Consider the following 11,907-nt stretch of genomic DNA (forward strand, 5'->3'; position numbering starts at 1 on the left):
CGGAGCCGATTCGGTTACGAGGGAAACAGGCTGGACCCAGTTCCAGCCTGTTTCTTTTTCCCACAGACTTTCTTGGAGAGCACCGTGCTCATACAGCAGCTCATCAACGGTCTCACGCTCGGCGTGATCTACGCTATGATCGCCGTCGGCTACACCATGGTCTACGGCGTCATCGAGCTGATCAACTTCGCCCACGGCGAGATCTACATGCTCGGCGCCTTTTTCTGCGCCACGTTCATCACCGCCTTCCACATGCCGTTCTACCTCGCCATGGCCCTGGCCATGGTCGCCTGCGGCGCCGCAGGAGTGATCATCGAGAAGCTGGCCTACAAGCCGCTGCGCAAGGCGCCGCGCCTGGCCGTGCTGATCACCGCCATCGGCATGTCCATCTTCCTGCAGAACCTTTCCATGGCCATATGGGGCAGCCGCCCGCAGCCGTTCCCGCAGGACGCCGTGCCCGCCTACCTGAACGACATCGCCGTGCGCTTCAGCGACGTGCAGATCTCCTGGCTGCAGCTGTTCATCTTCGGCCTGACCATCCTGATGATGATCGGCCTCAACCTGATCATCACCAAGACCAAGACCGGCACCGCCATGCGCGCCCTGGCCCAGAACAGCAAGGCCGCCGCGCTCATGGGCATCAACGTGGACCGCATCATCTCCTTCACCTTCGCCCTGGGCTCGGCCATGGGCGCGGTCGCGGGCGTGCTGGTCAGCGTCTTCTACAACACCATGTATCCGACCATGGGCTACACCGCGGGCGTCAAGGCCTTCGCGGCGGCCGTGCTCGGCGGCATCGGCTCGGTGCCCGGGGCCATGATCGGCGGCATCGTGCTCGGCGTGGCCGAGGCGCTCGGCGCGGGCTACGTCTCCTCGCTGTACCGCGACGGAGTCGCCTACGCCGTGCTCATCGCGGTGATCATCTTCCGTCCCTCGGGCATCCTGGGCAAGCTCGTGGGGGACAAGGCGTAACCATGAACAGGTCAACACTCATCAAGATCGTCGGCTTCGCGCTGATCCTGGCGTTTCCCCTGACCCCGTGGGCGGGCGACTACATCCTGCACGTCCTCACGCTGATCATGGTCTACATGGTCCTGTCCATGGGCCTGAACGTGGTGCCCGGCTTCTGCGGCCTGCTCGACCTCGGCTTCGTTGGCTTCTACGGCATCGGCGCCTACACCGCGGGCCTGCTGACGCTCAACTACGGCATGTCCATGTGGCTCATCATCCCCCTGGCGGCGCTGAACGGCGCGGTCTGGGGCGTGCTGCTCGGCGCGCCGACGCTTCGCCTCACGGGCGACTACTTCGCCATCGTGACCTTCGGCTTCTCCGAGCTCGTGGTCCTCTTCCTGACCAACGAGATCTGGCTGACCCGAGGCCCCCTCGGCCTGCCGGGCATCGATCCCGTGAACATCGACCTCTCCTGGCTCTCCAAGGCCATCAATCCCTCCTGGGACTGGTACTACGAGTTCATCGGCGAGAAGCCGTACTTCTATCTCGCCCTGGTCATGGTGGTGGTCGTCTACGTGGTCATGCGCCGCATCGAGGACTCGCGCCTCGGCCGCGCCTGGTTCGCCATCCGCGAGGACCCGCTCGCCGCGGCCTCGGCAGGCATCAACATCCTGAACTACAAGGTCATCGCCTTCGCCATCTCCGCGGGCATCGGCGCCCTGGCGGGTTCCTTCTTCGCCCGCTGGACGCTCTTCCTCTCGCCCGACATGTTCAAGTTCTGGGAATCCTTCCTGGTGCTCTGCATGGTCGTGCTCGGAGGCCTGGGCAACATCAACGGCGCGCTCATCGGCGCGACCATCCTCGTGGCCCTGGGCGAGCTCCTGCGCGACCTGCTGCCGCGCCTGGGGCTTCCGGCCGAGACGCGCTTTCTGGCCTACGGCCTGCTCATGATCCTGATCATGCGCTTCAAGCCCTCCGGCTTCATCCCCAAGATCGCGGACGCCTCGCTCAAGAATCCGGTCATCGTGAATCTCAAGCGAACGCTCAAGGTCAAGGGGGTGGTGTCGTGAGCACGCCCCTTCTGCGCATAGCCTCCGTGTCCAAGCGTTTCGGCGGCCTCCTGGCCCTGTCCGACGTCTCCTTCGACGTCGCTCGCGGCAGCATCATGGGGCTCATCGGCCCCAACGGTGCGGGCAAGACCACGATGTTCAACTGCATCGCGGGCGTGAGCGGGCCGACCTCCGGCACGGTGGAGCTGACCGCGAACGGCCGCACGCGGGTGACCAACGGCTTCAAGCCCGAGAAGATGACCTCGCTCGGCGTGGCCCGCACCTTCCAGAACATCCGCCTCTTCTCCGAGCTCTCCGTGCTCGACAACGTGCGCATCGGCCAGCACTGCCGCACCAAGAGCAACGTCTTCGGCGCGGTCTTCCGCACCAAGACGCAGCGCGAGGAGGAACAGCGCATCGTGGACGCGTCCATGAAGTGGCTCTCCTTCGTGGGCCTCGAGAGCAAGGTCTTCCATCAGTCCTCGGCCCTGTCCTACGGCGACCAGCGCCGCCTGGAGATCGCGCGCGCCCTGTCCACCGGACCGAGGCTCCTGCTGCTCGACGAGCCCGCCGCGGGCATGAACCCGCAGGAAACGGCCTCGCTGGTGGGGCTCATCCACGCCATTTTGGAGAAGGACATCACCGTGATCCTCATCGAGCACGACATGAAGCTCGTCATGTCCATCTGCGAGCATCTGGTGGTCCTCGACCACGGCATGAAGATCGCCGAGGGCGGCCCGCGCGAGATCCGCGAGAACCCGCAGGTCATCGAAGCCTACCTGGGCAGGGGGGCCGCCAATGCTTAAGGTAGACAACATCCGTACCTTCTACGGCAACATCGAGGCCTTGAAGGGCATTACCATCGAGGTCAACCGCGGCGAGATCGTGACCCTCATCGGGGCCAACGGCGCGGGCAAGTCCACCACGCTCATGAGCATCTGCGGAGTGACCCCGCCGCGCACGGGCAACGTGGTCTTCCAGGGACAGGACATCACCCGCACCTCCACGGACAAGATCGTGGCCCAGGGCATCACCCAGGTGCCCGAAGGACGCCTCATCTTCCCCGGCCTTTCGGTGCGCGAGAACCTGAACATGGGCGCCTACCTGCGCAACGACAAGCCCGGCATCGCCTCCGACCTCGAGCGCGTCTACACCCTGTTTCCAATCCTCAAGGAAAGGCGCGGCCAGTATGGCGGCACGCTGTCCGGCGGGCAGCAGCAGATGCTGGCCATCGGTCGCGCCCTGATGGCCCGGCCCAAGCTCCTGCTCCTTGACGAACCCTCTCTCGGACTGGCACCCATCGTCGTGGAAAACATTTTCGACGTCATCCAAAAGATCAATGCCGAAGGCGTGACCGTCATGCTCGTCGAGCAGAACGCGCAGATGGCCCTGTCCATCGCGCACCGCGCCTACGTCCTGGAGACGGGCAAGGTCACGCTGTCAGGCGACGCCAAGCAACTGATGAACGATCCCAAGGTCAAGTCCGCCTATCTGGGACTCGACTGAGGGGGAGGGAGCCTGAGAAATGGAGAAAATTGTTTACGAGGGTCTGACCTTCGACGATGTGCTGCTGCTGCCTGCCTATTCCGAGGTCACTCCGGACCTGGTGGACGTGGGAACGCAGCTCACGAAATCCATCCGACTGAACATCCCGCTGCTTTCGGCGGCCATGGACACGGTCACCGAGGCCGACATGGCCATCGCCATCGCCCGGCAGGGCGGCGCGGGCGTGGTGCACAAGAACCTGCCCATCGAGTACCAGTGCTACGAGGTCGAGAAGGTCAAGAAGTCCGAGTCCGGCATGATCCACGACCCCGTTACCATCGAGCCCGAGATGCGCGTGGGCCAGGCCCTGCAGCTCATGGCCGAGTACAAGATCTCGGGACTCCCCGTGGTCAAGGACGAGGAGCTGGTCGGCATCCTGACCAACCGTGACGTGCGTTTCGTCACGGACATGGACACCCCCGTCTCGCAGCTCATGACGGCCGAGAATCTGGTCACCGTGCCCGAGGGCACGAGCCTCGAGGACGCCAAGTACCATCTGCACGCCAACCGCATCGAGAAGGTGCTGGTGGTCGACTCGGCCAACAAGCTGAAGGGCCTGATCACCATCAAGGACATCGAGAAGCGCGAGAAGTACCCGAACTCCTGCAAGGACGAGAAGGGGCGGCTCTGCGTCGGCGCGGCCATCGGCATCGGCTCCGACCGCGACCGCCGCGCCGAGGCCCTGCTGGCCGAGGGCGTGGACTTCCTGGTCCTCGACTCCGCCCACGGCCACACCAGGAACATCATCGACTCCGTGCGCGCCATCAAGACCGCCTTCCCCAAGTGCCAGCTGGTGGCCGGCAACGTGGCCACCTACGAAGGCGCCAAGGCGATCTTCGAGGCGGGCGCGGACACGGTCAAGGTCGGCATCGGGCCCGGCTCCATCTGCACCACGCGCATCGTGGCCGGCTGCGGCGTGCCGCAGATCTCGGCGATCACCGAGGCCGTGCGCGCGGCGCGCGAGTTCGATCGCTGCATCGTCGCCGACGGCGGCGTCAAGTTCTCCGGCGACATCGTCAAGGCCCTGGCCGCGGGCGCCGATTCCGTGATGATGGGCTCCATGCTCGCAGGCACCGAGGAGAGCCCGGGAGAGACCGTGCTCTACCAGGGCCGCACCTACAAGATCTACCGCGGCATGGGCTCCATCGACGCCATGAAGCAGGGCAGCCGCGACCGCTACTTCCAGGACAAGACCACCAAGCTCGTGCCCGAGGGCGTGGTCGGCCGCGTTCCCTTCAAGGGGCCGGTCACCGAGACCCTGTACCAGCTCGTGGGCGGACTCCGCTCCGGCATGGGCTACACGGGCTGCGCCACGGTCAGGGAGCTCCAGACCAAGGCCCGTTTCGTCAAGATATCCCCCGCTGGCCTTCGCGAGAGCCACGTCCACGACGTGACCATCGTCAAGGAATCGCCCAACTACCGCGTCGAAAGCTAAGGCCGGGCTTCTCCGCCCGCGCCTCGTCTCTTCACCCTCGGCCCGGCCCCTTTACCGGGGCCGGGTTTGAGGGTACAAGGCCCCAACGCCAGTCCCAAGGGAAGCTTCATGGAAAATCTCGACCGCGTCGTCATCCTTGATTTCGGCTCGCAGTACACCCAGCTCATCGCCCGCCGGGTGCGCGAAGCCGGGGTCTACTCCGAGATCCACCCCTGTTCCATACCTGCCGCGGAGCTGAAGGCCCTCGAACCCAAGGCCATCATCCTCTCCGGCGGTCCGGCCAGCGTGCTGGACGCGGATTCGCCCACGCTCGACCCCGAGATCCTCTCCTGGGGCGTTCCGGTGCTCGGCATCTGCTACGGCATGCAGCTGCTCTCGCACATGCTGGGCGGGTGCATCAGCAAGGCCACGGACCGCGAGTACGGCCGCGCCGACCTGGAACTGACCGGGACCACGATCCTCTTCGAGGGGCTGCGCGACGCTGACCGCCACAAGGTCTGGATGTCGCACGGCGACCACGTGGACGCCGTGCCCGATGGCTTCTCGGTCGTGGGCTGCACCGCCTCGGTGCCCATCGCGGCCATGGCCTGCCCGGAGCGCAAGATGTGGGCGCTGCAGTTCCATCCCGAGGTGGCGCACACCGACGACGGCACGGTCATCCTCAACAATTTCCTCTTCAAGATCGCCAAGGTCCGGCCCGGCTGGACCATGGCCTCGTTCGTCGAGTCCACGGTGGCCGACCTGCGCGAGAAGATCGGCGACGCCCGCGTCATCTGCGGGCTTTCCGGCGGCATCGACTCCACCGTCGTGGCGCTGCTCCTGCACAAGGCCATCGGCAAGCAGCTGACCTGCATCTTCGTGGACAACGGCCTTCTGCGCGCCGGAGAGCGCGAGGAGGTCATCGGCTACCTCGAGGAGCACTTCGACCTGAACCTCGTGGCAGTGGACGCGCAGGAGCGTTTCCTCTCGCGCCTGGTAGGCGAGCAGGACCCCGAGAAGAAGCGCAAGACCATCGGCTACACCTTCATCGAGGTCTTCGACGAGGAAGCGGGCAAGATCGAGAACGTCAAGTACCTCGCCCAGGGCACGCTCTACCCGGACGTCATCGAATCCGTCTCCTTCAAGGGCGGCCCCTCGGTGGTCATCAAGAGCCACCACAACGTGGGCGGCCTGCCCGAAAAGATGAACCTCTCCCTGGTCGAGCCGCTGCGAGAGCTCTTCAAGGACGAGGTGCGCAAGGTGGCCGCGGAGCTCGGCCTGCCCGACTACATCATCTGGCGCCATCCCTTCCCGGGGCCGGGCCTCGCCATCCGCGTCATCGGCGAGATCACGCCGGAGCGGCTGGAGATCCTGCGCCAGGCCGACCGCATCGTGCAGCAGGAGCTGCACGCAACCGACTGGTACCGCAAGGTCTGGCAGGGCTTCGCAGTGCTGCTGCCGCTGAAGACCGTGGGCGTCATGGGCGACGACCGCACTTACGAGCACGTCATCGCGCTGCGCATCGTGGACAGCCTGGACGCCATGACCGCGGACTGGACGCGCCTGCCTCCCGAGATCCTGGCGCGCATGTCCAGCCGCATCATCAACGAGGTCAAGGGCGTCAACCGAGTGGTCTTCGACATATCCTCCAAGCCGCCCAGCACCATCGAGTGGGAATAGGAGAGGAGGGCGTATGTTCGGAATCGGCCAGTTCGAGCTGCTGATCATCATCGTCGTGGCCCTCGTGGTCATCGGGCCCAACAAGCTTCCCGAGCTGATGCGAACCATCGGCAAGGGCTTCGCGGAGTTCAAGCGCGTCTCGAGCGACGTGAAACAGACCTTCGACGCCGAGGTCCGCCGCGCCGACGACGATGCCCGCAAGAAGGAAGAGGCCGACCGCGCCAAGCGCGAGGCTGCCAAGGCCGAGAAGGCCAAGGCCGCTGCCGAGGCTGCCGCGAAGGCCGAGGCCGGAGCGCCTGACGCCGAGAACGCTGCCGGGACTTCCGGCGGAACGTCCACCTCCGCGGCCCCCAGCGGCGAGGCTTCCGCTGCCGCCGATTCCCATGCCCCGAAGGAGACGCCTGCCGCCGCTTCCGAGGCGGCCGCCGAGGGTGAGAAGCCCGCGGGCGGAGACAAGGCATGAGCACTTCCGGGAGCGATGAGAGCCCCCGGAAGGACGAGTCCGAGCAGGCCGCGGGAGAGCGCGAGGACGCCGCCAAGGGCCCTGCATCCGAGACTTCCGCGCCCACCGGGACTCCGGTCGAGGGGGCCGGTGAGGCCGGGACTGCCGCCGACGCCGGGGAGTGTGCCCGGCCGGACGAAACTTTCGACACCTTTCCCGAGGATCCCTCGGCCCTGCCGTCCGAGGACCCCGCGCCCGTCATCCGGGCTCCGCAACCGGACGGGGAGGCTGCCGCCGCGACGCCGTCTTCAGCTTCGCCCGACACCCCCTCCGACCTTCCTGCAGTGAACGGCGAGACGCTTCCCGAGGTCCCCGCCGACTCCGAGGCCGAAGCCTCCGTGCCCGCCGTAGCCGGTGGGGGAGACGGCGAGCCGCCCGCGCCGCCTGCCGTGCCCGCCTCCGGGGACGGGGCCGACGGCGAGGCCGGAGACGACGAGGAAGAGGACGAGGAGGAATCCGGCGCCGGGCGCATGTCCCTCTTCGAGCACCTGGGCGAGCTGCGCACGCGCGTCCTGCGCTGCATCATCGCCGCGCTCGTGGGCATGATGGCCTGCTGGGGCGTCAAGGAACGCATCCTGGACGCGCTCATGGCGCCCATGATGGTCGTGCTCAAGGCCGCCGGAGAGTCGCACTTCGTCTACCTCGAGCCCGCCGAGGCCTTCTTCACCTACATGAAGGCCAGCATGATCGGCGGCCTCGTGCTCGTCAGCCCCTACATCTTCTATCAGTTCTGGCGCTTCATCGCCCCCGGGCTCTATGCGCACGAACGGCGCTGGCTGATGCCCATCTCCCTGGCCTCGGCCGTGCTCTTCGTCGGCGGCGCGAGCTTCGGCTACTTCGTGGTCTTCCCCTTCGGCTTCGAGTATTTCGCGAGCTTCATCAGCCCCCAGTTGCAGTTCCTGCCCGCGCTGTCGACCTACTTCGGCTTCTGCGTCAAGCTGCTCGTGGCGTTCGGTCTCATCTTCGAGCTGCCCCTCTTCGTGCTCTTCCTGGCCCGCCTCGGCTTGGTCACGGCGCAGGGCATGAAGCGCTTCCGCCGCTGGGCCATCCTCATGACCTTCATCGTGGCCGCCATCCTCACGCCTCCCGACCCCTTCTCCCAGGTGGCAATGGCTCTGCCGCTCCTGGCCCTCTACGAGATCTCGATCGTCGTGGCCAAGGTCTTCGGCAGGAAGCCCAAGAAGGAGCCGGAGCCGGAGGAGGACGTGGAAGAGGAACGCGGAGGCGAGGAGGCGTAAGGGCTGCTTGCCTTGCCTTGTGCCCTGTTCCGTGTCATGACCGGCTATAACAGGAAAAGAGAACCGATGAGCACGAGAAAGGCCGCGATCTCGCGGGAGACAAGGGAAACGAGCATCCGGATCGAGCTCGACTGCGACGGCAGCGGCAAGATCTCCGTGGACACCGGCTTCGGCTTCGCGGACCACATGCTCACCCTGCTGGCCTTCTGGGCCGGTTTCGACCTCAGCGTCACCTGCAAGGGCGACCTCGAGATCGACGCCCACCACAGCCTCGAGGATGTCGGACTGACTCTCGGCCAGGCCCTTGCGGAGGCCTTGGGCGACAAGCAGGGCATCGAGCGTGTGGGGCTGGCCAAGGTCCCCATGGACGAGGCTCTTTCCGAGGTCGTGGTGGACCTCTCCGGCCGTCCCTATTTCGTCTATCTCGGCGACGAGATTCTCCCTCCCGTGATCGCGGGAGAGGAGAAGGACGTCTGGCGGGAGTTCCTGAAATCTTTTGCCTATCGCGCCCAGTTCAATCTGCACCTGCGTTTCGAATACGGTACCAACGGCCACCATCTGCTGGAGTCGGCCTTCAAGGGCCTCGGCCTTGCTCTGCGCGCTGCGCTTCGCCAAAGCCGCAGCGGCGTGACCAGCACCAAGGGAAGCCTCGACTGACGGGAGTCTCTACCGATGCCGCGCATTCTTCGCCAAATCCTGTTTCTGGTCCTGGCCGTGCTTCTTCTCGCCGCCGCCGGCTGCGAGAAGAAAGCCCCGCCGCCGCCCGACCTGACCGCGACCAAGACCCTGGCCGTGGCCGGTTTCAGCAACCCCCAGCACCAGTGGGAGCTGCTCGCCGGATGCACCCCAAGCACCTGCACCCTCGTCAAGCCCGAGGTGCTGGTGAAGCTGAACCAGGTCCTCGCCGACGACCTCACCGCCGCGGGCAAGGCCTTCGTGCCCCGCAACGCGGTCAGCGGCTGCCAGGAGACGGCCAAGCTCGGCCAGTATTCAGGTTCGCAGCAGGCCCAGGCGCTCAGCTACTGGCTCGAGGTGGGGCGCTGCGTGGGCACGGACTATCTGCTCGTGCCGCAGCTCATGGCCTACCGCGAGCGCGTGGGCGGCGAGTGGGGTGTTCAGCAGCCCGCGAGCGTGGTCATGTACGTCTACCTGATCGACGTCGCGAACGGGGGCATCGCCCGCCGCTTCGCCTTCGACGAAAAGCAGCAGGCCCTGTCCGAGAACCTTCTCGACCTCGGCAAGTTCGTGGACCGCGGCGGCAAGTGGATCACGGCCGAACAGATGGCCGACGAGGCGATAGCGGAGTCGCTGCGCTCGCTCGGCCTGGGCGCCCCCGAACAGACCGGCACGGCGAAGACGGGAACGGGGCAGGCCCAGTGATCCTTTTTCCCGCCATCGACATCAAGGACGGTCGCTGTGTGCGGCTGCGCCAGGGGAAGAAGGACGACGTCACCGTTTTCGGAGAGGATCCCGTGGCCGCCGCCAGGCATTGGGTGGACCTCGGAGCGCGGTTCCTGCACGTGGTGGACCTCGACGGCGCCTTCGACGGCAAGCCGGTCAACTTCGGCCTCGTGCGCCGCATCTGCTGCGAGCTCGGCGTGTCCGTGCAGCTCGGCGGCGGCATCCGCGACCTGGAGACGGCCTCCGCCTACCTGGAAGCGGGCGTGACGCGGCTCATCATCGGCACCATGGCCCTCGAGAACCCCGACCTTTTCGCATCCATGTGCCGCGCCCTGCCCGGCCGCGTCGGCGTCTCCCTGGACGCGGACGACGGGCGGCTCAAGACCAAGGGCTGGGTGGCGGACGCCGGGCTCACCGTGGCCGACGTGCTGCCCCGCCTCGAGGACCTGGGCGTGAGCTTTCTGGTCTACACCGACATCGGCCGCGACGGCATGCACGCCGGGGTCAACACGGCCGCCATGGAGCGGCTGTGCTCCTCGACGGGCATCCCCGTGGTGGCGGCAGGCGGCGTGACCAACCTCGACGACCTGAAGGCCCTGTGGCCGCTCACGGCCAAGGGGCTCGAAGGCGTCATCACCGGCCGTGCCATCTATGAAGGCACGCTCGACTTCAAGGCTGCCCAGGACTGGATCGCCGGCCAAAAGGCCGGGCAGAAGGCCTGAGGGACGCCCGAACGGGATGTGTCCGCCGCGCGCTCCGGCGCCGCCGGGCGGGCAAAGGAGGAACCCATGCGTACGATCAAGGTCAAGGGAATGAGCTGCCAGCATTGCGTCGCCTCGGTCACCGAGGCCCTGTCGAAGATTCCCGGCGTGAGCCAGGTCAAGGTCGACCTCGCTTCCGGCACCGCCACCTTCGCCGAGGCCTCGCCCGTCAGCGCCGCGACGCTCACGCAGGCCATCGAGGGCATCGGCTTCGAGGTCGAGCTCTAGCGCCTGTCCCTGCCCGCCCCTTACGGCAAGGCGGACGAACGAAATGCACGCGCCCTGTCTCCCGCGAGGAGGCAGGGCGCTTTTCGTTTCAGGCCCGTTTCAGCGGATGAGGGAGATGCCGGGCCAGCGGGCCTTGACGGCGAACCAGTCGGCCTCGAAGGACGTGGCGCCGTCGACGGCGAGGTCTCCGCTCGCGGTGTCGCGCGCCACGCGCACAGGGCGGGCGTCCAGGGTGAGGTCGAGCCCTTGGGGGTGGCGCAGGTCGAAGTCCTTGATCTCGGCCGCGACGCGCTTCTCGCCGTTCTGCACGACGAGCACGCGGTCCTTGGGACCGAGCGGGCCGCCGTGGGTGGACACGGGGAAGATCAAGGCGGCGGAGTCGCCGTAGGCCTGGAAGGGGGCGCTGTCGTAGTCCCAGCCGGTGCCGTCGGGCGGCACCAGGACGAGGGTCGCGGGATTGGCGGCCAGCCAGCGGGCCCAGGTCGTGCGCGTCACCGGGAAGGTCGCGGGCTTTTCCCCGGTGCGGGGACCGGAAAAGGCGACTCCGTCCATCTGCACGAAGCGGCTCTTGGTCTCGCGATCCGTGAGCACGAGGTTCGATTCGGAGACCTGGCCGCTCGGGACCAGGGTGCAGCCGGAAAAGCCCACGGCGGAGTCGGCGTAGGGGCAATAGGTCAGGCTGCGCTTCTCGCCGTCTGCCAGGAAGTTGGCCACCTCGTGCCAGGCCATTATGCGCATGGGGAACGCGGCCGTGAACCCCTCCATGCGCACGCCGAAGACCTCCTCGTCACCGGGCAGGGAGGCCTCGCGCGCGGGCACGAAGCGCGGGTCGGCGATGGCCAGGGATTCCGCGCAGGGCTCTCCTTCCGCCAGGGTTTTGACGACGGGCAGGCGGCACTCGCTGCTCCCCTGACGCATCGTCCAGATGCCCATGTAGGAGCCGCCGTCCTTTCCCGCCTCGTCCTTTGCCGCGGTTTCCGCCCTGGCCGAGGCAGCGGGCAGCGCGAGCGCGAGGCAGAGGAGGGCCGTGAGCAGGCCCGGCAGGAAGGGCAGCACGCGGGAAGTCCCGCGGCAGGCGCTGCCGCGGGCGTCCGGCCGAAAAAAGGGCGGGACCCGGTTGCCCGGACCCCGCCCCGAA

General features: G+C 66.8%; 13 protein-coding genes. 12 read left to right on the forward strand and 1 reads right to left on the reverse strand.

Going from position 1 to position 11,907, the window contains the following annotated elements; all coding sequences use genetic code 11:
* Nucleotides 1–84: 84 nt before the first annotated feature.
* The 12 genes from DSX2_RS07695 to DSX2_RS07750 all read left to right on the forward strand — a co-directional run bounded on the left by DSX2_RS07695 (nt 85) and on the right by DSX2_RS07750 (nt 10,769).
* Nucleotides 85–972 carry a branched-chain amino acid ABC transporter permease gene (locus tag DSX2_RS07695; RefSeq protein ID WP_020880603.1) on the forward strand — a complete coding sequence of 296 codons (888 nt, stop codon included), beginning with the start codon at nt 85–87 and terminating at the stop codon, nt 970–972.
* Nucleotides 973–974: 2 nt separating this feature from the next.
* Complete coding sequence (locus tag DSX2_RS07700) at nt 975–2,021, forward strand: branched-chain amino acid ABC transporter permease (protein WP_020880604.1); 1,047 nt, start codon at nt 975–977, stop codon at nt 2,019–2,021.
* Nucleotides 2,018–2,806 carry an ABC transporter ATP-binding protein gene (locus DSX2_RS07705; RefSeq protein WP_020880605.1) on the forward strand — a complete coding sequence of 263 codons (789 nt, stop codon included), beginning with the start codon at nt 2,018–2,020 and terminating at the stop codon, nt 2,804–2,806. The genes DSX2_RS07700 and DSX2_RS07705 overlap by 4 nt, the downstream gene beginning before the upstream one ends.
* Nucleotides 2,799–3,506, forward strand: a complete 708-nt coding sequence (locus tag DSX2_RS07710) for an ABC transporter ATP-binding protein (RefSeq protein ID WP_020880606.1) — start codon at nt 2,799–2,801, stop codon at nt 3,504–3,506. Before DSX2_RS07705 ends, DSX2_RS07710 begins: the two co-directional genes overlap by 8 nt.
* A gap of 19 nt (nt 3,507–3,525) precedes the next feature.
* Nucleotides 3,526–4,980, forward strand: coding sequence for an IMP dehydrogenase (gene guaB / locus DSX2_RS07715; RefSeq protein ID WP_020880607.1), 1,455 nt, complete (start codon nt 3,526–3,528; stop codon nt 4,978–4,980).
* Between the two features lie 108 nt (nt 4,981–5,088).
* Entirely contained in the window at nt 5,089–6,639 is a 1,551-nt protein-coding gene (guaA, locus tag DSX2_RS07720; RefSeq protein WP_020880608.1) for a glutamine-hydrolyzing GMP synthase, read from the forward strand.
* A 13-nt stretch (nt 6,640–6,652) separates the two neighbouring features.
* Complete coding sequence (gene tatB, locus DSX2_RS07725) at nt 6,653–7,102, forward strand: Sec-independent protein translocase protein TatB (protein ID WP_020880609.1); 450 nt, start codon at nt 6,653–6,655, stop codon at nt 7,100–7,102.
* Nucleotides 7,099–8,379: a twin-arginine translocase subunit TatC gene (gene tatC / locus DSX2_RS18035; RefSeq protein WP_020880610.1), complete on the forward strand. Its 1,281-nt coding sequence runs from the start codon at nt 7,099–7,101 to the stop codon at nt 8,377–8,379. Before tatB ends, tatC begins: the two co-directional genes overlap by 4 nt.
* A 66-nt stretch (nt 8,380–8,445) precedes the next feature.
* Entirely contained in the window at nt 8,446–9,036 is a 591-nt protein-coding gene (gene hisB / locus DSX2_RS07735; protein WP_020880611.1) for an imidazoleglycerol-phosphate dehydratase HisB, read from the forward strand.
* A gap of 15 nt (nt 9,037–9,051) precedes the next feature.
* The gene (locus DSX2_RS07740) at nt 9,052–9,759 is read left to right on the forward strand and encodes a hypothetical protein (RefSeq protein ID WP_020880612.1); all 708 of its coding nucleotides are present in this window, start codon (nt 9,052–9,054) and stop codon (nt 9,757–9,759) included.
* A complete protein-coding gene (gene hisA, locus DSX2_RS07745) occupies nt 9,756–10,502 on the forward strand; it encodes a 1-(5-phosphoribosyl)-5-[(5-phosphoribosylamino)methylideneamino]imidazole-4-carboxamide isomerase (protein WP_020880613.1) in 747 nt (248 codons plus the stop codon). Before DSX2_RS07740 ends, hisA begins: the two co-directional genes overlap by 4 nt.
* Before the next feature lie 66 nt (nt 10,503–10,568).
* A complete protein-coding gene (locus DSX2_RS07750; protein ID WP_020880614.1) occupies nt 10,569–10,769 on the forward strand; it encodes a heavy-metal-associated domain-containing protein in 201 nt (66 codons plus the stop codon).
* Nucleotides 10,770–10,868: 99 nt separating this feature from the next.
* Here the strand turns inward: DSX2_RS07750 and DSX2_RS17545 are convergent, their stop codons facing one another.
* On the reverse strand, nt 10,869–11,825 hold the full coding sequence (locus DSX2_RS17545; protein WP_020880615.1) for a DUF3179 domain-containing (seleno)protein: 957 nt from the start codon (nt 11,823–11,825) through the stop codon (nt 10,869–10,871).
* Nucleotides 11,826–11,907 lie beyond the last annotated feature (82 nt).

Source organism: Desulfovibrio sp. X2 (assembly GCF_000422205.1).
GTDB lineage: Bacteria > Desulfobacterota > Desulfovibrionia > Desulfovibrionales > Desulfovibrionaceae > Alkalidesulfovibrio.

What these genes read in the sequence shown, in the direction of transcription:
- DSX2_RS07700 (WP_020880604.1), top strand. Translation starts at nt 975, where the DNA reads ATGAACAGGTCAACACTCATCAAGATCGTCGGCTTCGCGCTGATCCTG.
- DSX2_RS07710 (WP_020880606.1), top strand. Translation starts at nt 2,799, where the DNA reads ATGCTTAAGGTAGACAACATCCGTACCTTCTACGGCAACATCGAGGCC.
- guaB (WP_020880607.1), top strand. Translation starts at nt 3,526, where the DNA reads ATGGAGAAAATTGTTTACGAGGGTCTGACCTTCGACGATGTGCTGCTG.
- guaA (WP_020880608.1), top strand. Translation starts at nt 5,089, where the DNA reads ATGGAAAATCTCGACCGCGTCGTCATCCTTGATTTCGGCTCGCAGTAC.
- tatB (WP_020880609.1), top strand. Translation starts at nt 6,653, where the DNA reads ATGTTCGGAATCGGCCAGTTCGAGCTGCTGATCATCATCGTCGTGGCC.
- tatC (WP_020880610.1), top strand. Translation starts at nt 7,099, where the DNA reads ATGAGCACTTCCGGGAGCGATGAGAGCCCCCGGAAGGACGAGTCCGAG.
- hisB (WP_020880611.1), top strand. Translation starts at nt 8,446, where the DNA reads ATGAGCACGAGAAAGGCCGCGATCTCGCGGGAGACAAGGGAAACGAGC.
- DSX2_RS07740 (WP_020880612.1), top strand. Translation starts at nt 9,052, where the DNA reads ATGCCGCGCATTCTTCGCCAAATCCTGTTTCTGGTCCTGGCCGTGCTT.
- DSX2_RS07750 (WP_020880614.1), top strand. Translation starts at nt 10,569, where the DNA reads ATGCGTACGATCAAGGTCAAGGGAATGAGCTGCCAGCATTGCGTCGCC.